The sequence below is a fragment of the Microvirga sp. VF16 genome (assembly GCF_016864375.1).
Lineage (GTDB): Bacteria > Pseudomonadota > Alphaproteobacteria > Rhizobiales > Beijerinckiaceae > Microvirga.
The window spans coordinates 568,300-589,458 of the sequence record NZ_CP069356.1 but is presented as its reverse complement, the minus strand read 5'-3'; the positions used below and the strand labels follow the sequence as shown (position 1 = coordinate 589,458).

The following is a 21,159-nucleotide window of genomic DNA, read 5'->3' as shown; positions in this document are numbered from 1 at the left end:
TCGTCTGCAAGCGACATCACGCTCAAACCCATGGTGTGCCTGCGGTCATTCGGCCGCCTCAAGGATCGAGGGCGCTGTCCAGTCAACCTCGCAGTCCCGGAAATAGCGCGAGATGGCGCTCTCGAAGGAGGGCAGGATCAGACCGCGTTCACTCGTCAGGGCCGTCAGCGGTGCAGCAGCCTCCACCACCCGCGGTCCTGCCTGCCAGGACAGCCCGGCCTCGGCCGCGGTGCGCTCGGCCAGTTCGGCCCACGAGGTCATGCCCTGGTTTGCTAAGTGCCAGAGGCCCCGCTCGCCGTCGACCAGGAGATCAAGGGTGGCATGGACGAGATCCGGAACATAGGTGGGCGAGACAATGCCCTCAGCTGGTTTGACACACCGCCCGGCATGAAAGGCACTCAGCACCCGGTAGACGAAGTTGGCCCTGTCCCATGGACCGAAGAAGGCGCTGGTGCGGATGATCAGAGCCTTGGGATGAGCGCTGGCGATGCGCTGCTCGGCTTCCGACTTGCTCTCCCCGTACACGCAGGCCGGGCAGACGGGATCTGTCTCCCGGTAAGGACGCCCAAGTCTGCCATCGAAGACCCGGTCCGACGAGAAGGCGACCACCGGCAATCCGAGATGGGCGCAAGCCTGCGCAATGGCTTCGGCTCCGAGAGCATTGGCTCGGAAGCAGAGATCCCGCTCGCGGGCGGCATCATCAACACGAACGTAGCCTGCCGCATTGATCACGGCCCAAGGGCGATGCCGTGCGAGCGCGGCCTCGACCGAGGCGGGATCGGCGATGTCCATCTCGCCACGCGCCAAGAGCACGTGATTGAGGCCGCGCCACTCGCACAAGCGCGCAAAGGCGCGGCCGAGGGTGCCGGTTGCGCCAGTGATCAAGATGGGACGGCGTGCCCTTGTGGGAGGAGCGGCCTTCCGGGCCGGCGGATGGTAGTACCGGCCGTCGCGCCGCCACCAACCCGGCTGGTCGAGCACAGGGTGCTCGAAGGCGCCCGTGCGCGCCAAGGATTCGACCGCTTGGCCGATGGCCGTGCGGCGGGGCTCGGGGCCACGGATGTCGAAGGCGCCGGGCTCGTAGAAACCATTGCGTGCGACCAGGAGAGAGTTCCAATCGACTGCCCCGAACAGCGACCAGACGGTCACTGCCCGGATGTCGTGGCCCATGCCCCTGAGATCCTGGACGTCCTGCCAGATCTCCATCAGCCAGCGAGCCTGCTCCTCGCGCGTGCAGCCATGATGGGCCTCTGTCACCGCCATTGGGCTGCGATAGCGCTCCCAAACCTCGGCCAAGCGGGCCTTGAAGCCGATCTCCGCAGGGGGCAGGTCCATCCGCACGGCTTCGACATCCGCATAGGCCTGCCGCCCGTTGCCGCCATGAAAGTGCTCGGGATAGCGGTCCATCGCGTCGTCGAGGTAGCGTTCGCTCGTTGGGTAGTGGTTGATCCCGATGATGTCGGGCGCGCCATCCCCGTCGAGGAAGAAATCCAGCTCCTGTTCTTCGATGCCGCTGCGGAGGCAGATCTCGTACCACGGATGCGAGCGGTCCACACGCCCGAGCAGCAGGTCAAGACTGAGCCACCGGCGCTCGTTCTCATGATCAGCTTGCTCGCGCAAAAGCGCCGTGCTGAAGGTTTTGCCCATGTCCTCAGTCTGGATCAATTGGGCGTGCGGCGTGATCCGGTGGATGGCGCGCATGGCGAGCACCGTCGCCCGGCATTCCGTGATGAGGCACCGCAGGAAGGTTGGATTGTCGCGTCCGTGCGGATACCAATGGCCGTAGAGGCCGCTGAAACGGGCGGTGGTGAGCGGTTCGTTCACAGGTGTAAACATGTCGACCCACGGGTAGCGCTGGGCGACGCGCTCGGCGTGGCGGGCGAGCAGGTCAGGGAATGCTGGATCAATCAGGCTAGTGTAGCGGGGTCCGCTGCCATGGTGGACAAGGCCGGCAATGGGCCGGATGCCGAGTTCTCGCAGACGGGCGAAGCGCTCGTCGGTCCACTTCCAATCACAAATATCCGAACGATCCGGCGCGATGCACTCCCATACGACGGGATAGCGAAGAGTACGAATGCCGAGAGCGGCGATGGCATCAAGGTCGGATAAGCGCTGAAGGTGGCCGGTCTCTTCGAGCTGGTTACGAAAATCGTCGCCGATCCGCACTACGGAGCATTCGAGGCCACCCCAAAGGGCGAGCCGGGCGCAGTCTGCCATTATGTGTCTCCTCACTCAGGCAAACCACGACGGAAGCCATTGAACAGAGACATTTTGAACAATAGAAAAGCTGAATAAGTTCCAGCAAAGCTTATTTTTAGATAAAAATACTTCAACTAATCTATGTTAATTTTTAACTTTTGTTATTTCCATGTATAATTTTCAGAAGAGATCGTTCAACTCAAGACAAATCCGCTCGACGGCAGCGTGCCAGAGACAAACAGGTTGTGGTGCTGGAACGCTCCGTTAATCGGACATCGCGTGATGCTGTCGTCATCCGGTGGGATCTACGAGCGTCCAATTCCCTACATGATCGGATTGCTTGAGCCTGCGGACACCAGTCGGCACCATCCGAATGCCAAATAAGCCGTGGCTCCCCTTCAATCGTCGCCTTAACCTCGGTTCACTCCCGGCAACGATAGGGTTGTGACGATCCTAACAAAATCGGTTCTGCAGCGTTTGTACCGCGCAAGTACGCAGGGCTGTTGCCTCTTTTGATCATCGTAACCACAACAGGAGACATAGTATGGATCGCCGCCTCGTATTGGCAGGCTTGGCCGCCGCAGTTACCGCTCCCGCGCTGGCGCAGACCAGCGGATCCTCAACCACTAGACAACCAGGAGTCGCCGGTTCATCCGGGGCAAGCCCCACGGGCAGGGCACCGATGACACAGACAGACATGCAGCACATGCAGCAGACGATGCAGCTGGGTATAGTGGCCCTGGAAACCAGTCGCATCGCGCAGCGAAAGACACAGAATGCCGACCTGAAGAGGTTCGCAACATTCGAGGTGCAGGAGCAGACGACCCTCTCCGAGGTTCTTCGCTCCATGATGGAGCCTGCTGCGACATCAGCAACGGGATCAGCGGCTCAACCAAGTGCTGGATCTGGTGCCACCGCGCCAGCCATGCAGATGGATGGTCAAAGCAGGGAGATGATCCAGAGGCTCCAGAACACACAACCCGGCGAGGCCTTCGACCGCCAGTACCTTCAGGGGCAAATGGAAGGGCATAGAGGCCTGCTACAGGTGCAGACGCAGTATTTGCAAGGCAATCCGCAGAACCGCGAACATGTGAACGTCGCGAAAATGGCCCGTGGGGTGATCACCGAACACATAGCTTTGTTGGAGGATATCCAAACCAAGATGAAATGAGCCTTGCGACACGTGCGGCAGGATGTGCTTGGCTTGCCGCTCGTGTCAGGGCTCTACGCAAGTCATCGCTATGGGCGTCGAGCTAGTTTGCGGGCCTCTGCTCGACTTCGGCAGCAGCGGCTCCGAAGCGGCGTTCCGCAGCACTCGGGCATAGCCTAAAATGAGGCATGCATGACCAGGGTTGCCTGGACCAAGCGGTCGGGGCCGAGGTCTTCCTCGGGGACAAGGTCCAGCAGTTCCACCAGCCGAGTGCGGGCCCGGTTCACGCGGCTCTTGATCGTTCCCACGGTCGTGCCGCAGATCCTTGCGGCCTCCTCGTACGACACACCCTCTGCACCCACGAGCAACAGGGCCTCGCGCTGGTCGACACTGAGCTGAGCCAGCGCCGTCAGCATGTCGTTGAGATCTAGGCGAGCGCCCTGCTCGGGTAGGACTGACAGGCTCCCGGCCATTATGCCATCCGGGTCCGGCACCTCGCGGCGCCGGCGGCGGATCTCAGTGTAGAACCGATTGCGCAGGATGGTGAAGAGCCAAGCCTGCATGCTCGTGCCGGGCTGGAACTTGTCGAGATATTCGAGTCCCCGCATCAGGGCGGTCTGGACCAAATCGTCCGCATAGGTGATGTCGCCGGACAAGGAGATGGCGAAGGCGCGCAGGTGTGGGATGGCGGACAGCATCTGTTGGCGCAATGCGAGGTCAACCATGACCTGCCCTCCCCTTTTGATCCACCGCCTCCAAGATCTGGAGGAAGGTCTCCGGGATGGGCTCGGCCATCAGCTGCGAGTAGTGGGCGCGCAGCTGCTCCCCAAGGCAGGCAGTGACCATGAGTGGAAGGCCTGGCTTATGGAGATGATCGCTTGTGCCCGCTTGAGGCTCTTGGAGTTCGTCGGATGTCACCGATGGGCAGCTGGGTACAATCATCAGCACGGGCGCTCCTCCGGGTTCAAGGGTGATGATCCATCCCTAAAGGAGCCGTGCAGGCCTGCCATTAACCTATGATCAGCTTTAGCACGGGCCGCCCTGTATAGACGAAACCGGGCAGGAAGCGCGTCAGAAACTCCAGCCACGTTTCACGTGGGTGAATGAGCGGATACCCGATCAGGCCCACGGTTACGTCTGATGGTGTTCGCGCGTCCATTATTCCCGGCGAGGGCCCTGCCGAATGCCCCGCGACAGGGCTCTCCGTCTCCTTGGATTGCCTGAGACCTAACATGGTGAGTGATATGAGTAACCCTTGTTGCATGATCGTTGAAGACCAGGCGCTAATTGGCATGTCGCTCGAAGCGTACCTGGAGGACGCTGGATTTTCTGTGGCCGGCCCATTCCCGTCCTGCGCCGATGCCCTCCGGTGGCTGGAGCACAACACACCGCAGATTGCAGTGCTGGACGTCTCCCTCAGGTATGGGACCTCACTGCCGATTGCCCAGGCCTTGAAGAGGCGTAACACACCCTTTGCCATCTTCGGGCCTGCCATTCACCGCCAGCCTGCCGAAGGAACTCAAAAACGTGCCGTGGCTGGAGGAACCAATCCCACGGGAAGAACTCACCCAGACGCTGAGCCGCCTCCACCGAACCGAAACTTGAACGGCAACCTCACCGGGAAAGGAGGAGCGATGTTTACGATTGAAATCGGCGGTATCCCGATTGCCACGACGAACGCTGACGAAGCCCAGGCGCGGGATGTTTTCGGAAGCGAGGAGTTCAGGCATGACCTGATGGCAATGACCAGCAGCGGGACGCCGTTGTGGGATGGGAAGGCGCCCCTGACCGTCCGGTCGGCCTTCCGGCATGAAGTTGACGTATTTGAGGATCCTGGCCCGGACGGGAATGAGTTTGATGACGACGCGGAAGATGACAGCGTATTTGTCACCTTCCTCGTGCCGATTGACCATGACCACGAGGAGATGGCGGCCCTCCCGCCAGAGCTTCAGAGCTGAAGGCAGGCACTTTGGGTCGCTGCGCCATCTCAGTATCTGCTGGCAAGGAACTCTTCGCAGTATGCTCCCGATCCAAGCGGCCTTCCTGCCCGAGTGCGCAAGCCGGGCTGGTGGAATCCCACCCGAGCAGCGCCTCAACCGTGTATAAGGGAACGAGCCCGGGCAGGATTGGGCAGGAGGACACCATGATTGCTCCGCTCATCCGCAAACTGGAAAACTTCACCAAATTGTCCGAGGAGGAGAAGGCAGCGCTGGCGCAAGTCGCCCGCCGCACGACGACGCGGTCTCCGACCTTCAAGTCCGACACGCCTGGGCCAACCGCCTTGATCACAGCGGGGTCCCGGGACGATGAAAACACTACGTCGCACGCGCAGAAGGATGGCGCGTAGGTCGATAAAGTTCCTCTATGGATCGTACAGGTGAATTGCCTCAAGGCCATCTTGGGGCGCGATATGGGATAGAACGAGGAGCCGATGCCCGCACCACGCTCCTCGAGTGTCCGTTCGTAGTTCTGAAGGAGCTTGTTGGTTTCCGTCACGCTATGCCCGTGCCGGCCTGCATGAACTTACGCGCTCTTTGGCGTAAACCTCGATCCGGCTGACAAGGCCGAGCGACTCGAAGAGCCGGATGCGCCGTCCCCGGACGTAGTCACCTCTTGGATGGTGCAGGGCCAAAGTCAGGTGGCTTGATCAGCTAATCGGCCCACCGTTCATCCGCGATCTCGCCGGCTGCGGCAGAGTTTGCTTCCACTGCGGCGGCCGGTGGGGCATCCTCCAGGATTGCGTCGGGTCGCTCCTGGCTTTGGCCAGCAAGCTCGTGCTCGGCCCTGAACCAATGGTCCTCAGGATCTCCGGTGCGGCCTTCACTTTCCCAGATCTCATAAGCCCTTTGCCGGATACGCTCATCCTGGCTGGCGGCGATGGCTGTGGGAGACATCGTGTCGGACATGATCGTCATCCTTTTCCTCGACATCCTTCAATGATCGGACCTAGAGAAGGTTCACTCGCACCGTTGCTACCGCTGGCGGGAGGTCTCGACGGTGCCATCGATAAAGCTGCTCATGAAAGCAGCATCGCCGTGTCGCGCACTTATTGTTCTGGCAAAATTTCACAAGGTTTATGTCTGGAACGGGTAAAAGCGTAACGAACAGCAAATGAAATGAAGGTCCGCTTCGCGCCTCATGACCGGACCAAAGCGTTTCTTCTGAGAAGCGTCATTGGGCGACCATTCGGGCTCACACTATCCCTCACATTGAACCGTCAACAGCCTACAGGTGAGAGGATAGATGTTGTCAGAACTCATTAGACAAGTCTCTGATTGTCCTCATTAGAGATGTCACCTCCGGGGAGTGATTGCTGAGAGCTCAGCCCACCTTGAACAGGCTCTTGCCTTGGCCCCGGCGCCGCGGGGCGCTGTTGCTCCGGCTCATGTCGAGCTCCTTCTGCCGCTCGGCGATATAGGCCAGAACCGGCCCCAGCCGCTTGTTCTCGACAATCGCCGCCTGATCCACCTGCTGGCGGCGGTCAAAGGGTCTGTACGGCAGCTCCAGGCCCTTGTGCTTGATGGCAAAGCGCCCATCCGGATAGTCGTAGACGGTCCCCGCTGGCGGGCGAGGGACAGCGTGATCGCGTTTGGCTCGAGAATGAACAACACCTGGTCGTACTGCAGGGTCAGGCTGCGCGAGACCGTCCGCTCCTCCCGCCAGGCGAACACATCATCCAGCCCATCGTCGTCGCTGAGCGGGCGATGCAGGTCCTTGTCGCTGGAGGGTGCCTTGGCAAAGCGGCGGTTGAAGTCCGCCATGAACGCCGGCAGGAAGGCATTGCCCGCCTCCAGAGTCGAGATCCCGGCCAGCCGCAGCTCCTTGACCAGCCGGCCCTGCAAGGTACCGTTGGCGCGCTCCACGCGGCCTTTGGCCTGCGGAGCATTGGCGCAGATGATGTCAATGTTGAGCTGATGCAACGCCCGTCCGAACTGGGTCATGCCGTCACCTCCCACCGCTCCTTTGCCGTTGACGCGGAAGACGGCATGCTTGTCGGCGTAGAACGCCACCGGCTTGCCGTAAGCCTCCAGGTACTCCCGGGTCGATCTGAAATAGTCGAAGGTCGACTCGGTCTCGACGAACTTCAGATGCATCAGCCGGCTCGTGGCATCGTCGATGTCGACCAGCAGCGTGCAGGGCGGGCCGCGATCCTCGAACCAGTAGTGCTCGGAGCCGTCGATCTGGATTAACTCGCCAACGCAGTCGCGCCGATGGCGCGGCTGGTGCACGCGTTTGAGCCGCTGTTTGCGGTCCTGCCACAGGCCCGCAGCGATCATCCAGCGCCGGATCGTCTCGACGCCCAGATCGATGCCGTGCCGCTCGGCGAGCTTCTCGCAGGCGAGGGTCGGACCGAAATCGGCATAGGTGGCCGTGATCAGCGCCAGCACCTCGCTTCGCAGCACCGCCGGATAGGAGCGGTTGCTGGGCTTACCGCGGCGTGACGACACTAACGCTGCCGGACCGTCGGCCTGATAGGCCTTGAGCAATCGGAACACCTGGCGCCGCGTAATCCGCAGCAGCTGGGCGGCCTCGCGCACCGTAATCCGCTTCGCCACGACGTCCCGCAGAATGTGAACCCGATCGATCTCCGCCCGGCTCATCCCGATCACCGTCATCAGATCCAATCTCCCCAGCACGATCACCCAGGGAGAGTGACATTGGTAACGGGGAGAGGAGTGACCTTTCTAACGGGGTTCTACAGATGTGTTTCCGATAAGGCCGTTTATGGAACAGAAGTAGCGTATCTGAGTAGCAGAGCGCTTACCGCCCACTTGCAAGGCGCTCGTCGAGCCAATCCTGGGCGGCCTCCAGATCCGCAAAGGTCGGGCGACTGATCTCACCTACCGGGCCAAACCCGGCCTCCAGATACCAATGATCCGGTGCCACCTCGTTGGCTTCCGCCAGATGGGTCAGCACCGCCACAAGCCGCTGCTCCTCGTCAAACACCAGCCTGCCCTCTTCGTCTGCGCCTGTTGCTACGCGCACCGGCTGAAGGGTGAAGCTCATGCAATGGCCTCGTCCCGTCTGAGGTGGAGGTAGGTCGGATCAAAGTCGCCTGCCTCCTTAAACCTCTCCCAGTCGGGAATATTCAGGCGACTACCGTTGGTCTTGATCAGGCCATCGGCGCGGAGTTGCTGCATTACCCGGTTGACGTGAACCGTCGTGATGCCAAGGGCATCGGCAAACTCGACCTGTGTAATGGGCAGTTCGCAGACATGGTCCTCGGCCAGTCCCACGGCCCGCAGGCGCACCAGCAGCTCACACATGATGTGCGCCATGCGGTGATAGGCTTCGCGGCGTCCGACATTGAGCACCCACTCGCGGAAGATGGCGCCCTCCACGAGGCACTCGCGCCAGAAGGCGGCAGCGATCCGTGGATGACGCGTGCAGAGATCCCATAGAGCCTCGTGTTCGATGAAGCCGACGGTGCACGGGGTCAGGGTCGCCACGCTGATGTCGAGCACCTTCAGGTGCAGGCTCTGGAGATCGGGTATGTCACCAGCGATGCTGAAGGTCACGATCTGGCGTTTGCCGTCTCCGGTCATCTTGTAGGCGCAGGTGAAGCCGCTCAGGATGGCAAACGACCGCGAGGGCCGGTCGCCCTCACGCACGATGTCCTGATCCTCCTTGATGACACTGACCTGCATCGGCAGGTCCAAGAGCGCCTGCCGCTCCTCATCGTTGAGCGGGAAGATGCTCTCAAGCTTTCGGATCAGCGGATGGTAATCGGGCGATAGTAAAGGTGCAGGCACCATAGCTGCTTCTCCTTTGCCGGCGGAAGCATTTCCAGGGATCAGCACCCAAAACGTGGCCATAGGTGATGATAAAGCCACCTTTTCAGACATGTAAGTGTCAGTCTTTGATCTATGTTACTTTTTCGATGGGTGTGAGGACGATTTGGCGCGGCTCCGACCCACTTATGTAAATGTTGGTGGCTCCCTCCTCCTTTAACAGGAGAGCATGAGCACAGAAATGACCTATCAACCCCACTGCTTGGTTATCGAAGATCAGACACTCATCGCCATGTCGATTGAAACCTACCTGAAGGATGCCGGTATCACCGTGCAGACAGTGGTTTCCATGGCCGAGGCACGAGCCTGGCTGGAGGCCAACACAGCCGACATCGCCATTGTTGACTTCATGCTCAAGGGTGGTCCTGCCACCGAACTGGCACGAGAGCTCAACAGACGTGCCATCCCCTTCATCATCTACTCTGGATACCCTCACGGCGATAGAATGCCATCCGAGCTTCAGGCTGCGCCGTGGCTCGAGAAGCCGACGAGCCGGGACGATTTGTTGAAGGTGGTGCTGAAGACTCTCATGGCCGTATCGGGGCGAGCGCCCTCAGCACCTATTCTTCATTCTTGAGCTTTACCCGTCGCAGTGAATCTCAGCTTTCGCAGAAGGTCGGTATGGAACTGTGAGCACGGCATCGGGCGTTGATAGGCGTCCTTTCCAGCGCCGGAGTGCCAGTGCCCCGCTTTTTCTTCGACACCCACGACGGCGAATTTTTTGCCCCCGATGAGCAGGGGCAGGAACTGGAGGACCTCGAGGCGGCTAAAGTCGTCGCTCAGGAAGAACTGCCACAGATGGTATGGGATGAACTCCCTGACGGCGATCAGCGCACTTTCATCGTCAGCGTAAGAGACGCTGCCGGACAGATCGTGATCCGAGCCACGCTCTCCTTGGTCGTCGAATACCCGACCACGGCACAAGGTTAGGCCGGACAATTTCGCATAAGCCGCAGGATGAAACCGGCCACGCTGGAATGATTTGCCCCCGACCGTGTTATCTGAGCGGAGGAGGGAGTGGCCATGACCGACGCTCCGCAACCCGACCACCGCACGAACTGGCTCCTGGCGGCGCTGGAGCCGGAGGACTTTGCGGCTCTGGAGCCCCACCTGGAGGTGGTCGAGCTGCCCCTGAAGCAGGTGCTCTACGAAGCCGGTGATCCCATCCGCCACGCCTACTTCCCGCACCACGCCGTGGTGTCGCTGGTGAATGTGCTGGAGGACGACACCACGGTCGAGGTGGCCCTGTTCGGGCGCGGCGGTGTCGTGGGCCTGCTCAGCGCCCTCGTGAGCCGGGAGGCCTTTGGGCGGTATGTGGTGCAGATGGCCGGCACCGCCTCGCGCGTTGCAATTGAGCCGCTGAATGAGGTGCGCAACGCCCACCCCAAGCTGCGGCAGGTGATCGCCGGCTACGGCGAGGTCCTGCTCGCGCAGACATTCCAGATCCTGACCTGCAACGCCGTTCATCCGGTGGAGGCGCGCTGCTGCCGCTGGATCCTGATGATGCATGACCGGGCGGAGCACGATACCCTGTCGCTCACGCATGAGTTCCTGGCCGAGATGCTGGGCGTGCAACGCTCGACCGTGAGCGTGGTGACGCGCACCCTGCAAACGGCGGGGCTGATTCAGCAGGGACGCGGGAGCATCACGGTGACGGACCGGGCCGGTCTCGAGGAGACGGTGTGCGAGTGCTACGGCCGGATCCAGCGCGTGATGCCGGGCCGCTACCCACCACCGAAACCGGGCACGTAAGTCCGCCCAGCAATTCCGCATAGGCCACAGAATGGAGCCGCGAACCAAGGCTTCTGCCTGTCGGTGATAGTGTCAAGATCAGAATCGTTGTCCAAGGATGCCTAATCGAGCATCCTTTGTTACCCTAAGCGTTACCCCAATCCGATTTTATAGAAGGGCACTCTCTTTATTGAGATCGAAAAACCCTTGCCGGTTAAGGGTTTAAGGTGGTGAGCGCGCTGGGACTCGAACCCAGGACCCTCTGATTAAAGTCAGAGTGTCTGAGTCAGAGATGTCCGGCAATCGTTCAATGCCCTGGCAGCACCAGGATCTTCGGGTTCTTCGGCAGCGTGGCGCGCGACAGGATGATGGCTGCCGTGTCGCTGAACTCCACCGGGAAGTACGCTCGGGCGGAGGCGAGAAACCGGTTGAGGGTCGACGAGCCGAAGAAATGCATCGGGATCATGAGAGGTGCATTGACCGCGCGCAGCACCTCCATCATGTCGAAGGTCTCCAGCGTGTAGCCGCCATCCACCGGCACCAAGAGAACATCGATGCGCCCGAGTTTCTTCAGGTGCTCGGGCGTAAGGGTGTGATGCAGATGGCCGAGATGGGCGATGCACAACTGAGCGGTCTCGAACACGAAGATCGAGTTGCCGTCGTATTCCGTTGCCCCGCCAGAGCTGCGGATGTGGGTCGAGACATTGCGGATGCGCACATCCTGCACCGTCAGGTCGTGGATGGCGGGACCTCCGGCCGGGTTCCAGCCCCTGAGCACATGCTTGATGGCTGGATCGGGGCGATAGCTGAAGTGGGTGGAATGCGCCTTGTTCATCGTGGCCACATCGGGCATGACGGGCGGGCGCGTGCCGTCATTGTAGTCAGTGGCAATCCGCACCCCCTGTGGCGTCTCGAGCAGAAAGGTGGCGTGCCCAATGAAGGTCAAGCCAATCTCGTCCTGGCGCAAAGCCGCCCTGGAGAACAGAGTGTTTCGGGAGGCGATCAACCCTGGGCAACTCTCCGGCTCGGCGGCAGAGGCTGGTAAGGCGAGGCTCAAGCCGACGAAGACCGCAACCGAACCGGCAACTCGAGTGAAGCTCAGCATCGACGCCTCCGTTGATTTGGACTGGCGGCAGGGCAGGTGATCCCGAAGCTCTCAGCCAAGCTCAAAACTTACGAGCAGCAGCCTATACGTCTACATGCGGAACACACGGCCCTTCATGGCGATTTCGAATAGGAAGATCAGCAAACGGTGCGATCCATGTCCACTTGCCAGAGCCCGACATTCCGCCTCTGCCGCCAGCGGATATTCCCTCCGAGCCTACACCTGACATTCCGCCACTCGATCTGCTCGACCCATCAGAGAGTGATGCTCTTGAGGGAGAACCTCCGGCCTTGTCCCTGGATGTGCCGATCATCCGGCCGCCCGGTACGCAATAGATCATCAGCGGTGAAGAGGCTGACCGGACATGGGCCTGAGACGATGCCCCAGGCGCGGTTGCGGGTTCGACTTGGATTCCGCTCTGACAGAGGGAATGGTGAAGTGCCTTCTGGCGACGATGCAAAGATGGAAACGGCCATGGCCGAGGATCAGTGAGCCGGTCGATCCAGGATCTCATCGGCGAGCAGCTGCGCGTCATGTATGATGAGCTCAAGGAGGAGCCTGTCCCTGACCACTTCCTCGATTTGCTTAAGCGCCTGAACAAGCCGCAACCCGACGAGGATTCATGATGCAGCTGACATCGCCGAGCACCCACAGCCCGACTGTCTTAGCCTAAAGGCGCTCTTCGAGCACCTTGCGCACGGAGGCCAGCGACAGGCCGAAGTGCTTGGCGACTTGGGTCGGCGCCACGCCTGCCGCAAGGGCGGCCCGCACTGCCTTGCGTTGCCCCTCCTGCAGCACAGAGGAAGTCTTGCTGGACCTTGAGGGCCTGTCTTGGCGTGGAGAGCTGAGGACGAGGCGTTGGAGCGACTCGCAGGCCTGTTTCACCGCCGCCTCCAGCTCCGATCCGGTTCCCCTGCCCTTCCCCATGCGGCGCTGCACTTCTTCCAGCAGTTGGCCGAGCTGCTGGGCCAGTTGGACGTCCGACAAGCTGGCAAGCGCCGGCGGCTTGGCCGAGACAGCCAGTTCCGACGGCGTCGGTACCGTCAGGGTGTACTCGAACAGGTCGAGGGTGCGGGGCGAAGATCCCTTGGGCGGCATGCAGTCTATATGGGCACTCGGCCGCCCTTCTCCAAGCAGATCTGGTATATTGGGGGTCCGCAGGAGGCACGGGATGACGCGTGCCCAAGCTTTGGAAACTCTAGTCCTGCTGGCCCGGCGCGGGCGAGAGATCGGCATGGCCACGGCAGATGGCCTGATCGCCAATGGCATCAACGTCATTGAGGTCGCCAGCACCGACGAGGCCCTCAGCTACCTCGAATGCCGCAACGACATCCGCCTGGTGATCACAGAGAGCGACATGCCCGGCTGCCTCAGCGGACTCGATCTCGCACGCTACGTCACACGGCGGTGGCCGCACCTCGGTATCATTGTCCTGGGATGGCCCACCGTGCCCATGCCGAGCCTGGCGCAGACCGTGACTTTCCTGCCCGGGCAGTGCGCTTCCTCAGCTGTGGTGGAGCAAGTGTGTGCCAAGTTGATAACCTTCTCTCGACCTGCCTGAGCGACGCGGCGGCGTTAGAAGTCCGCCATCAACTCGGCTTGTCGAAGACCATTACCTTCGAGACGTATGCTGTTTCGTCACGCGTGTGGGTCAGATCACACGCTCTGGCCAGCGCCCCAAAGTCCTCCTCGATGTACCCAGCAAAATATGGCTCGTGGTAATTCTGCGGAAACAGCTCCAGAAGGCCGTCATACTCCGGCTTGTCACCGCGCTGCAGCGAGTCCACCAGAACCAGGCGGCCGCCGGGCTTCAGCACCCGGGCGAACTCCCGGAAAACGGTGCGGCGGACCTGGGGCGGCAGTTCATGGAACACGAAGATGCTCGTCACCGCATCCTGGCTGGCGTCCGGCAGCGGGATCGCCTCCCCGTTGGCCACGACGAGATTCAGCCACGACCAGCGCTGCAGGTGCTGCTTAGCTTCCCGGACATAGGCCTCCGACAGATCGATCCCGAGACAGGGTAGCCGCGGCCAGACCTGCTTGGCGCAGTCGAGAAAGCGCCCGGTGCCGCAGCCAACGTCGAGCAGGCGCAGCTGGCGCTGATCCCGCCCGGCAAAAACCTGCTGCAGCGGCGGCAGCGCCTGCCGCCGCATGGCATTGGCGGTCCCGCTGAACAGCACCTCAACCTGCGTGTCGTAGCGCTGGGCCGAGTCCTCGGTCATCCAGCCGCCGGTCTGGAAATGGAAGTTCTGGAGATAGTAGCGCGGCCGCTTGCCCCGGGTTTCCTCAGTGAGAACCTCGCTGTGCCCGCCGCTCTCGCGCCGGTGGTGAACACTTGGCAGGTCCTCGAAGAAGAGGCTGGAGCGGCGAAGGCGCGTCACCAGGGAGCCATCGTGATCAGCAGGAAGGGGATAGATGCCGGCCTCGACATTGGCGAGGTCCTGCCGGAACAGCGCGGCCATGTCCTCATAGAGGCTGTCGCGGTCCGGCACAGGCGCCGCGGTATGGGCCCGAGGGCGCTTGCTCTCCCCCTCCTCTTTCCGGGCTTTCGCTGCAAGGCGGCTGACGGCAGCAGCATGGGCCGCATACCAGGCAAACCGGGGCAGCTGTCTGGCATGGTACGCGGCACGGATGGCAAAGCGGGTAAGGGGACCGGCCATTCTTCCCTCCGCTCATGGGATAGAAAGTGTGATCGCCTCAACCAGGATCCGCAAGCAGGTCACTCGGAGTGCGCAATTCATCCGTGTCAGTCGATGATGCCTGATGGCGCTGACTTCAGCCTCCGAAGGGCGTGCATCACGAGACACTATCCGGTTCACCAGCGACGATAGAGATAAGCATCGGACAGGCCCAGGCGGCGGCAGGATTGGATGGCCGGGGACGACCGCAGGATGAGGCGGTCACTCGCCAACGCCAGGGCACGCACGATGGCGCGCTCTGTCGGCCGCAGCGTCCAGCGAGATCCAAGCCCAAGGCGCTCCCGCAGCCAGATGGGCAGGATCTCGACCGCTGCCTTGAGAAGCACCCGCTGAACCGGTCGCGCGGGTATTGGCAGAATCGGGACGTGCTCCATGATCTCCAGGAACTCGAAGATGACCGGCGAGGCGACGAGCCTGGGCCTCATCACCTCGAACAGGGCGTCGAGTTCCTCTTGTGAGGCGGGCGCGCCGGTGGCGCCGTAGAGCCGCGCGCTCGGCAGGGCCTCGGCGAAGAGAGCCCCCCGCTCATCCGCCGTCAAGCAGCGCACATAGGCGTGATAGGCCTCCGTGAAGCCGAAGCCTGCTGTTGCCTGCACCCAGTCGAGCAGCGCCGGCTCGTTGGCGTGGTAAGGCTCGCCCTCACTGGTCCAGCCTGTCACACGCTCATGCCGCCTGACCACGCCCGCGATCATCGCTTCAGCCTTGCTGCGGGGGCCGTAGACAGTGACCATGGCGGCGAGGCCGGTCCGCTGCAGGCGTGTGAGTGGATCAGTGCGGAAACTACTGTGCTGCCAGACGCCATCCCGCACGCGCGGCTCGGCAAATTCGAGCAGAACGGCCGTCACGCCGCCAATGAACACGGCAACAGGATTTTTGAACATGCGCCAGGAGATGGAATCGGGCGGGATCAGCGCCGGTTCTTCCTTCGGCCTGGAAAAATCGACGGTCGGCTGCGGCTGCAGGAAGGATTGCGCCAGCTCATCGATCTGGCGTTGGAGCGGACCGGGCAGGAGGATCGCGCCCGAACTGTGAGTCACGGTGCTGTCTCCGACCCTTCAATGCAGCCTGGGCGCAAAAGGTTGCGCCTACCACATCTTGCCACCCTCTGAGGCGGAGCGTCGGCTCAGGCTCAATCAGGAAATACCCTATCCTTCAGGAACGTCTGGTTCCTCCTCCTAGGGGCCGGAACAAGGTAAGCGTGGCGTGATGGCCGCGGGCTGGGACCGGATCCTGTCCACTCATGGCCAAGTGGACACTAAGACCGTGGCATCCAGTTCCATGGAAGGAGTTCATCGACCCTGTTGGCCGGGTGATCAGCAATGCGCTCGATGACGTCAGCAAGATAGGCTTGCGGGTTGACGCCGTTCATTTTGCAGGTTTCGACGATGGTGTAGATGACCGCTGCGCGATTGCCACCGGCATCGGAACCGCTGAAGAGATAGTTCTTCCGGCCCAGGGCCAAAGGTCTGATGGCCCGCTCAGCGGCATTGTTGCTCATCTCAAGCCGCCCGTCCGTGGCGTAAACCGTGAGAGCCTTCCAGCGGGAGGTCATATAGCGGATCGCCTCGGCCAATTCGCTTTTGCCGCTGATGCGCGTGAGCGTCGTGTCGAGATGGCTCTTCAGGATTTCCAGAAGAGGGACCGACCTGGCTCGGCGCGCAGCGAGCCGCGTTTCTGGATCCAAACCGTTGATCCCGGCTTCAACCGCAAACAGGTCGGAGATGAGGTCCAATGCCCGTTCCGCCGAAGGCGAGCGATTGCGGAGGAACTCGTTGTACAGATCGCGGCGGGCGTGGGCCCAACAGGCCACCTGAATCAGGCGCGTCTCGCCGGTGAGTGGATGGCCTGCATAGAACTTGTCGAAGCCGGCATAGGCATCGGCATGCAGGAAGCCACGGCATTGCGACAGCAGGTGCTGGGCACGCTCCCCTTTGCGATCTGGAGAATAGGCATAGAAAGCCGCGGGCGGCACGGCCGATCCCCATGGACGTTCATCCCGCACAACCGTCCAAAGCCTGCCGGTCTTGGTCTTGCCGCGTCCAGGGTCGAGCACTGGAACGGGGGTGTCGTCAGCATGCACCGTTTCGCCGGCGCGGGCATGGGTTCCGATCCTGTCACTCAAGACCTGAAGCAGCGCTGCCATGGCCCCGACCCAGCCGGCCAGCGTCGAGCGATCGAGATCGACGCCTTCGCGCGCATAGATGTCACTCTGGCGGTGCAGGGGAAGATGATCGCAATACTTGGAGACCAGGACATGGGCGAGAAGGCTGGGACCAGGTCGACCGCGCTCGATCAGCAGCGATGGCATCGGCGCCTGAACGATCGTCTCGCAGGTGCGGCAGCTCAACTTCGGACGAAGGTGGACGACCCGCTTGAAGTGCGAGGGCACATATTCCAGCACCTCACGTTCATCCGTGCCGATCGTGCTGAAGATGCTTCCGCCGCAATTCGGGCAGGTGCAATTCGGCTCGTGCACGATCGTCTCACACGGCAGATGGGCCGGTAGCGGCTTGCGGCCCAGCGACGGTTTTGCCGTCGCGCCAGCCGATGGGGAGGATGCGATTGGCCCCGCTGCCGTCCGCTCAATGTCAGCATGAGCCTCGCTCTCTTCCAGATCGGCAATCGCCAGTTCCAATTGCTCGATGAGATGGTCGAGTTTCTCCGAGGAGCGGCCGAAGCGGGCGCGCTTCAGGCTCGCGAGCTGCGCCTTCAGCTTTTCGATATAGAGGTTCTTGGCATAAAGCTCCGCCTGCAACTGCGCGGTCAAAGCGCGCAACGCCTCCAGTTCGGCCAGCACATCGGGAGCAGCAAGAGACATCTGTTTCTCTAGCACAAGCGGCCCGATGCAGCTACGTTTTTATATGTAAAAACAGTATGTTATCAGGCCATTGTCGGTTTTGGCAGACGCTCGGGCATCAGCGTCCGCCGCCAATCCATCCCTTCGATGAGAAGAGCGAGTTGTGCCGCCGACATTTGCAGCACGCCATCGACAAGCGACGGCCAGACGAACTTGCCATGTTCCAATCGCTTGGCAAAAAGACACATGCCGGTTCCGTCCCAATAGAGAGCTTTCAAATAGTCGCCTCTTTTCCCGCGGAAGAGGAACAGATGGCCGGAATAGGGATCGGCGTTCATCCGGTTGACGACCTCCGCGGACAGACCGTCGAACCCCCGACGCATGTCGACCGGCTGGCAGGCCAGAGACACCTTCGTTCCCGCAGCGATCTGGTCACGACTTCGCCCCGAGGGCCGCCAGAACCCGCCGAAGCGCCCGCTCGTTGACAAAGGCGTCAACCCGAACGCGCGCGCCGCCTGGCAGGTCGATCTCGATCACGCCAGGCCGCTCCTCCAGCGTCGACGTTCTGGTCGACCGATCGGCTCTCGACTGTGCTGAACTCTCCACCGGACTGGTGTCCGGCGGGCGAAGAGCCGGCATCGTGATCGCGGGCCCTTCGTCGTCGCACGTCCCGAAGACCCCGATCGGAATGAACTCATTGTGCGTCGAAGCCTTCGGTACAAGGATCAGAGGAGCCGGCCGGGGGCCCAGTTGGCCCGCTTCTGCCGCCCGGATCCAACCGAAAAGCTGATTGTTGTTGACGCCGTGCCGACGAGCCACCTCCGCGACAGCGTTTCCCGGGAGCCTGGCCTCCTCGACAAGCCGCCACTTCTCCTCCGTGGTCCAACTGCGTCGACGACGAGGCTCCATCTCTGACATGCATGCCGCCTAAGTGTCCGCTTCAATCTTCGTGGACACTTATCTCATCCTGATCGCCGCTTCGGTAGGCGGCCATGACGCCACGCTTACGGAACAAGAGCTGCTCTCAATGACACGATTAGGTAGAACGGATTGGCAACCCTTCACGACGAGCCTTCAGGACTGACCCGCTATTTGAAGCCAGATGATCCTCACGTCGCTCTGGTACCCGTTTGAAGCTCTTGCGCTAATCGGCTTCGGCGAACCTTTCCCGACACTGGCACTCTTTTGCGGACGATCCGTTGGCGGGCAGTAGGCTTTCCCATCCAGGTGTTCGGCCTGGATGACGGCATAAACATCAAGATCCAAGCTGTATTCAGCCATTGCGCGGGTCTTTTGGTCAGTTCATCGACCCATGTTCTTGCTACGTACTGCGTTAGCGTGTGTCGGCATTATAAACCAAACACAGCAATTCTGGAGATGGGATCGCTTTCTCGGATCTTGGTTTGACGCATTTCGTGCCCAACCGCCTGAACCGAAGCACCGGCGGTGTGATGGAGCGGCAATAGCCGAAGGTGAGGCAAATCCGCCTTATGCCAGACCATCGCCGCAAGCAGATGCCATCAATGGTCCTTATCTTGGAGGTCCTTATCTTGGAACGCCCTAGCCATGTCCGACATGGTAGTGATGCTCGCCACCGCCGACCACGAGGTCAGAGCCTCGCACAAAGCCATAGTTCCCAAGGAAAAGCTGTCTTTGGTTTATAATGCCGGCGTGTGTTCGGGAGCAGATCTTGTTCCGGCCCCTAATCTGCTGCTGTGGTGCCCAGCCTAATCACTGGTGCTATCGCCGGGGCGTTCCATTGTCCTGGTCCGGATGATCTTTGTCGCAGCCGTTGGCCTGACGACTGAAACAGAATGGAACCTTCCCTGCCCTTTCGCGCTGATAGCGATTCCGTGCTCTTCCGGCTGCGGGATTAGCCATGCCCGACGACCCTGAAAAGACCTTACAGGAGTTGCGTCAGCGAATTGCCACCGAAGGTCTGCCGAAGTGTGTTTCGGCGTGCAATGTTGGCTCTGACGCAATTTTGGTGGTGAGGCGCTATGCCGGCGCGACGAGGCGCGCCTCGAGCAGATCGAGTTTCCCGCGACCGTACATCTGGCGCTTCACCAGCTTGAGCTTGGTGATCTGGCCCTCAGTTTGGCCGTTGGACCAGGAAGACGTTATGGCCGCGGCGACAGCGGCGTGATCCTTTCTCACGCCGCGGCCGAACGCCGCCACGAGGCTCGAATTGGCTCGTTCCAGCCAGGGAGCAAGGTCAGCCAGAGCCTTCCTGCGGATCATGCCCTGGAAGGCAGCGATGATTTCACGCGCCTCGACAAGCGAGGGCACGCCGCTCTCGATCGCCGCAACCAGCACGGTTTCGGACCTGGAGAGCTTGTCGCGGGCGATGGTCATCAGTCGTGCGAGGGTTCTCGCCGATGGCGTCCGCTTCAGGATGCCGTCCTCGATCGTCTCAGCCCGCCGGCGGCGCGTTGCCCACTCGGTGACGACCCTCAAACTGCCACGGAACCCCTGGTGTCCGAGACGACGCCAGAGTTCGGCACCATTGCGCTGCCCGGCGGCCCACTGCGCGTCGAGCCAGGGCAGGAACAGTTCAAGCGAACTCTCTCGGGAGCGGAAGACATCCGAGCGCTGCCCGCGCAAAACGCGCCGAACCAGACCGCGGCTATATCCGGTGCGGCGAACGATCTCCTTGATCGTCACCTCTGCCTTTGCGAGTTCGAGAATAGCCGCGTTGGTCTCTTCGCGACGAAGGTATCCTTCATACTGGATGCGCTCGGCAGCGGTGAGCAGATCCGGGGCGATTGTCGCCGCGCCAACGACAGCACGGAGCTGGCGCATGGATTTGCGAACGGCGTCGATGAATGCCTGGCTCGCATTTTCCATCAGGTGCCAGCGATCAGCGACCTGCATCGCTGCTGGCAGGGCCTTGGCGGCGGCCAGAGCATAGCCGCCGCCCCGGTCTCGAGCGACAATGTTGATCTGAGGCTGGGCTGTAAGCCACGCCTGCGTCGTTGCCGGCTCCCGGTCAGGCAACAGAGCAATGGTCTGGCGCCGTTCCAGATCGCAGATCAACGTTCCATAGCGCTGATTGCGTCGCCAGGCCCAATCGTCGATCCCGATCACGGTGGGCGGGATGAAGGGCGGTCGGCCTCGCCTTCTGATCACCCGGAGCAGCGTGTCGTTGCTCGCCGGCAGCATCAGTCTTTGTGCAAAGCGTGCCGCGGGCCGGCCGCCCAAAGCGAGCCCGAGATGGTGGATGATCTGATCGAGCCGGGATGTGCGCCGAGACCACGGTAGTAGCACCCCATTGTCGAAGCGCTCTGTGAAGATGCGGCGCGGGCACAGAACCGCCTCGCAATGAAAGCGTCGTGCCCGAACGACGAGACGGACCGGCCTGCCGGAAAGCGGCAGATCCGCCAGCTGCCGGGTATAGCGGCTGTGAACGCGCGTTGAGGTTGTCCCGCATCCCGGGCAGCAACTTTCCGCGCTGGATGCTCGGAGGCCGATCCGGATGCCGAAATCCGCTTCGGCCACCTCATCGACGATAAAACCGCCCGGCACCAACTCCGAGACTCGCAAATGCTGACCCATGGCCTTGATTCTCCACGTGAACCAAGGCCAGCGAGACGCTCAACTCCATCAAAAGTGAGTCAGAGCCAACATTGCACGCCGAAACACAGACGAGGACAGAAACGGAATGGCCTCGAAGGTCCCAGTTGGAT

22 protein-coding genes and 1 pseudogene are annotated in these 21,159 nt (G+C 61.5%); 8 read left to right on the top strand and 15 right to left on the bottom strand.

The window, feature by feature from the left end; genetic code table 11:
• Positions 1 to 45: 45 nt before the first annotated feature.
• Entirely contained in the window at positions 46 to 2,217 is a 2,172-nt protein-coding gene (locus tag JO965_RS35110) for an NAD(P)-dependent oxidoreductase (protein WP_203446568.1), read from the bottom strand.
• Positions 2,218 to 2,881: 664 nt separating this feature from the next.
• On the opposite strand from JO965_RS35110, the gene JO965_RS35105 reads away from it, so the two are divergent.
• Positions 2,882 to 3,370 carry a DUF4142 domain-containing protein gene (locus tag JO965_RS35105; RefSeq protein WP_203446567.1) on the top strand — a complete coding sequence of 163 codons (489 nt, stop codon included), beginning with the start codon at positions 2,882 to 2,884 and terminating at the stop codon, positions 3,368 to 3,370.
• A 155-nt stretch (positions 3,371 to 3,525) separates the two neighbouring features.
• On the opposite strand, the gene JO965_RS35100 is transcribed toward JO965_RS35105, so the two are convergent.
• Positions 3,526 to 4,074 carry a sigma-70 family RNA polymerase sigma factor gene (locus JO965_RS35100; RefSeq protein WP_203446566.1) on the bottom strand — a complete coding sequence of 183 codons (549 nt, stop codon included), beginning with the start codon at positions 4,072 to 4,074 and terminating at the stop codon, positions 3,526 to 3,528.
• Positions 4,067 to 4,144 (bottom strand): hypothetical protein, encoded by a 78-nt coding sequence (locus JO965_RS49720; protein WP_371826993.1) that lies wholly within the window; start codon positions 4,142 to 4,144, stop codon positions 4,067 to 4,069. Before JO965_RS49720 ends, JO965_RS35100 begins: the two co-directional genes overlap by 8 nt.
• A gap of 437 nt (positions 4,145 to 4,581) precedes the next feature.
• Between JO965_RS49720 and JO965_RS35090 the strand changes: the two genes are divergently transcribed.
• Both JO965_RS35090 and JO965_RS35085 read left to right on the top strand, forming a co-directional pair.
• Positions 4,582 to 5,307: a hypothetical protein gene (locus tag JO965_RS35090; RefSeq protein WP_203446564.1), complete on the top strand. Its 726-nt coding sequence runs from the start codon at positions 4,582 to 4,584 to the stop codon at positions 5,305 to 5,307.
• A 185-nt stretch (positions 5,308 to 5,492) separates the two neighbouring features.
• Entirely contained in the window at positions 5,493 to 5,696 is a 204-nt protein-coding gene (locus JO965_RS35085; protein WP_203446563.1) for a hypothetical protein, read from the top strand.
• 304 nt (positions 5,697 to 6,000) lie between these two features.
• On the opposite strand, the gene JO965_RS35080 is transcribed toward JO965_RS35085, so the two are convergent.
• The 4 genes and pseudogenes from JO965_RS35080 to JO965_RS35065 form a co-directional block, all read right to left on the bottom strand.
• Entirely contained in the window at positions 6,001 to 6,255 is a 255-nt protein-coding gene (locus JO965_RS35080) for a DUF2934 domain-containing protein (RefSeq protein ID WP_246777182.1), read from the bottom strand.
• 415 nt (positions 6,256 to 6,670) lie between these two features.
• Positions 6,671 to 7,965, bottom strand: a pseudogene (locus JO965_RS35075) (ISNCY family transposase).
• Between the two features lie 145 nt (positions 7,966 to 8,110).
• The gene (locus JO965_RS35070; RefSeq protein ID WP_203446561.1) at positions 8,111 to 8,356 is read right to left on the bottom strand and encodes a hypothetical protein; all 246 of its coding nucleotides are present in this window, start codon (positions 8,354 to 8,356) and stop codon (positions 8,111 to 8,113) included.
• Positions 8,353 to 9,105 carry a Crp/Fnr family transcriptional regulator gene (locus tag JO965_RS35065; protein ID WP_203446560.1) on the bottom strand — a complete coding sequence of 251 codons (753 nt, stop codon included), beginning with the start codon at positions 9,103 to 9,105 and terminating at the stop codon, positions 8,353 to 8,355. The genes JO965_RS35070 and JO965_RS35065 overlap by 4 nt, the downstream gene beginning before the upstream one ends.
• 205 nt (positions 9,106 to 9,310) lie before the next feature.
• On the opposite strand from JO965_RS35065, the gene JO965_RS35060 reads away from it, so the two are divergent.
• The 3 genes from JO965_RS35060 (at position 9,311) to JO965_RS35050 (ending at position 10,893) form a co-directional block, all read left to right on the top strand.
• The gene (locus tag JO965_RS35060; protein WP_203446559.1) at positions 9,311 to 9,718 is read left to right on the top strand and encodes a response regulator; all 408 of its coding nucleotides are present in this window, start codon (positions 9,311 to 9,313) and stop codon (positions 9,716 to 9,718) included.
• 104 nt (positions 9,719 to 9,822) lie between these two features.
• Positions 9,823 to 10,071 carry a hypothetical protein gene (locus JO965_RS35055; protein ID WP_203446558.1) on the top strand — a complete coding sequence of 83 codons (249 nt, stop codon included), beginning with the start codon at positions 9,823 to 9,825 and terminating at the stop codon, positions 10,069 to 10,071.
• Positions 10,072 to 10,164: 93 nt separating this feature from the next.
• Positions 10,165 to 10,893, top strand: coding sequence for a Crp/Fnr family transcriptional regulator (locus JO965_RS35050; RefSeq protein WP_203446557.1), 729 nt, complete (start codon positions 10,165 to 10,167; stop codon positions 10,891 to 10,893).
• A gap of 286 nt (positions 10,894 to 11,179) precedes the next feature.
• Here JO965_RS35050 and JO965_RS35045 read toward each other — a convergent pair whose 3' ends face one another.
• The gene (locus tag JO965_RS35045; protein ID WP_203446556.1) at positions 11,180 to 11,977 is read right to left on the bottom strand and encodes an MBL fold metallo-hydrolase; all 798 of its coding nucleotides are present in this window, start codon (positions 11,975 to 11,977) and stop codon (positions 11,180 to 11,182) included.
• 488 nt (positions 11,978 to 12,465) lie between these two features.
• Between JO965_RS35045 and JO965_RS35040 the strand changes: the two genes are divergently transcribed.
• Positions 12,466 to 12,603, top strand: a complete 138-nt coding sequence (locus JO965_RS35040) for a NepR family anti-sigma factor (protein WP_203446555.1) — start codon at positions 12,466 to 12,468, stop codon at positions 12,601 to 12,603.
• 43 nt (positions 12,604 to 12,646) lie between these two features.
• Here the strand turns inward: JO965_RS35040 and JO965_RS35035 are convergent, their stop codons facing one another.
• Positions 12,647 to 13,075, bottom strand: coding sequence for a hypothetical protein (locus JO965_RS35035; RefSeq protein WP_203446554.1), 429 nt, complete (start codon positions 13,073 to 13,075; stop codon positions 12,647 to 12,649).
• A 73-nt stretch (positions 13,076 to 13,148) separates the two neighbouring features.
• Here JO965_RS35035 and JO965_RS35030 point away from each other — a divergent pair, with 73 nt between their 5' ends.
• Positions 13,149 to 13,538 carry a hypothetical protein gene (locus tag JO965_RS35030; protein WP_203446553.1) on the top strand — a complete coding sequence of 130 codons (390 nt, stop codon included), beginning with the start codon at positions 13,149 to 13,151 and terminating at the stop codon, positions 13,536 to 13,538.
• A gap of 28 nt (positions 13,539 to 13,566) precedes the next feature.
• Here JO965_RS35030 and JO965_RS35025 read toward each other — a convergent pair whose 3' ends face one another.
• From JO965_RS35025 to JO965_RS35000, 6 genes are all read right to left on the bottom strand, one after another.
• Positions 13,567 to 14,637 (bottom strand): class I SAM-dependent methyltransferase, encoded by a 1,071-nt coding sequence (locus JO965_RS35025; RefSeq protein ID WP_203446552.1) that lies wholly within the window; start codon positions 14,635 to 14,637, stop codon positions 13,567 to 13,569.
• A gap of 155 nt (positions 14,638 to 14,792) precedes the next feature.
• Complete coding sequence (locus tag JO965_RS35020; RefSeq protein WP_246777181.1) at positions 14,793 to 15,713, bottom strand: oxygenase MpaB family protein; 921 nt, start codon at positions 15,711 to 15,713, stop codon at positions 14,793 to 14,795.
• A gap of 218 nt (positions 15,714 to 15,931) precedes the next feature.
• The gene (locus JO965_RS35015; RefSeq protein ID WP_203445782.1) at positions 15,932 to 17,494 is read right to left on the bottom strand and encodes an IS66 family transposase; all 1,563 of its coding nucleotides are present in this window, start codon (positions 17,492 to 17,494) and stop codon (positions 15,932 to 15,934) included.
• A 62-nt stretch (positions 17,495 to 17,556) separates the two neighbouring features.
• On the bottom strand, positions 17,557 to 17,883 hold the full coding sequence (gene tnpB / locus JO965_RS35010) for an IS66 family insertion sequence element accessory protein TnpB (RefSeq protein ID WP_371826970.1): 327 nt from the start codon (positions 17,881 to 17,883) through the stop codon (positions 17,557 to 17,559).
• A gap of 22 nt (positions 17,884 to 17,905) precedes the next feature.
• On the bottom strand, positions 17,906 to 18,391 hold the full coding sequence (locus JO965_RS35005) for a transposase (protein ID WP_203445781.1): 486 nt from the start codon (positions 18,389 to 18,391) through the stop codon (positions 17,906 to 17,908).
• Positions 18,392 to 19,471: 1,080 nt separating this feature from the next.
• Positions 19,472 to 21,028 carry an ISL3 family transposase gene (locus tag JO965_RS35000; RefSeq protein ID WP_203443549.1) on the bottom strand — a complete coding sequence of 519 codons (1,557 nt, stop codon included), beginning with the start codon at positions 21,026 to 21,028 and terminating at the stop codon, positions 19,472 to 19,474.
• Between the last annotated feature and the right edge of the window lie 131 nt (positions 21,029 to 21,159).

Bases quoted from the DNA above. Each gene is read 5' to 3' on its own strand.
- JO965_RS35110 (WP_203446568.1), bottom strand. From the start codon at position 2,217: ATGGCAGACTGCGCCCGGCTCGCCCTTTGGGGTGGCCTCGAATGCTCC.
- JO965_RS35105 (WP_203446567.1), top strand. From the start codon at position 2,882: ATGACACAGACAGACATGCAGCACATGCAGCAGACGATGCAGCTGGGT.
- JO965_RS35100 (WP_203446566.1), bottom strand. From the start codon at position 4,074: ATGGTTGACCTCGCATTGCGCCAACAGATGCTGTCCGCCATCCCACAC.
- JO965_RS49720 (WP_371826993.1), bottom strand. From the start codon at position 4,144: ATGGCCGAGCCCATCCCGGAGACCTTCCTCCAGATCTTGGAGGCGGTG.
- JO965_RS35090 (WP_203446564.1), top strand. From the start codon at position 4,582: ATGGTGAGTGATATGAGTAACCCTTGTTGCATGATCGTTGAAGACCAG.
- JO965_RS35085 (WP_203446563.1), top strand. From the start codon at position 5,493: ATGATTGCTCCGCTCATCCGCAAACTGGAAAACTTCACCAAATTGTCC.
- JO965_RS35080 (WP_246777182.1), bottom strand. From the start codon at position 6,255: ATGTCCGACACGATGTCTCCCACAGCCATCGCCGCCAGCCAGGATGAG.
- JO965_RS35070 (WP_203446561.1), bottom strand. From the start codon at position 8,356: ATGAGCTTCACCCTTCAGCCGGTGCGCGTAGCAACAGGCGCAGACGAA.
- JO965_RS35065 (WP_203446560.1), bottom strand. From the start codon at position 9,105: ATGGTGCCTGCACCTTTACTATCGCCCGATTACCATCCGCTGATCCGA.
- JO965_RS35060 (WP_203446559.1), top strand. From the start codon at position 9,311: ATGAGCACAGAAATGACCTATCAACCCCACTGCTTGGTTATCGAAGAT.
- JO965_RS35050 (WP_203446557.1), top strand. From the start codon at position 10,165: ATGACCGACGCTCCGCAACCCGACCACCGCACGAACTGGCTCCTGGCG.
- JO965_RS35045 (WP_203446556.1), bottom strand. From the start codon at position 11,977: ATGCTGAGCTTCACTCGAGTTGCCGGTTCGGTTGCGGTCTTCGTCGGC.
- JO965_RS35035 (WP_203446554.1), bottom strand. From the start codon at position 13,075: ATGCCGCCCAAGGGATCTTCGCCCCGCACCCTCGACCTGTTCGAGTAC.
- JO965_RS35030 (WP_203446553.1), top strand. From the start codon at position 13,149: ATGACGCGTGCCCAAGCTTTGGAAACTCTAGTCCTGCTGGCCCGGCGC.
- JO965_RS35025 (WP_203446552.1), bottom strand. From the start codon at position 14,637: ATGGCCGGTCCCCTTACCCGCTTTGCCATCCGTGCCGCGTACCATGCC.
- JO965_RS35015 (WP_203445782.1), bottom strand. From the start codon at position 17,494: ATGTCTCTTGCTGCTCCCGATGTGCTGGCCGAACTGGAGGCGTTGCGC.
- JO965_RS35005 (WP_203445781.1), bottom strand. From the start codon at position 18,391: ATGTCAGAGATGGAGCCTCGTCGTCGACGCAGTTGGACCACGGAGGAG.
- JO965_RS35000 (WP_203443549.1), bottom strand. From the start codon at position 21,028: ATGGGTCAGCATTTGCGAGTCTCGGAGTTGGTGCCGGGCGGTTTTATC.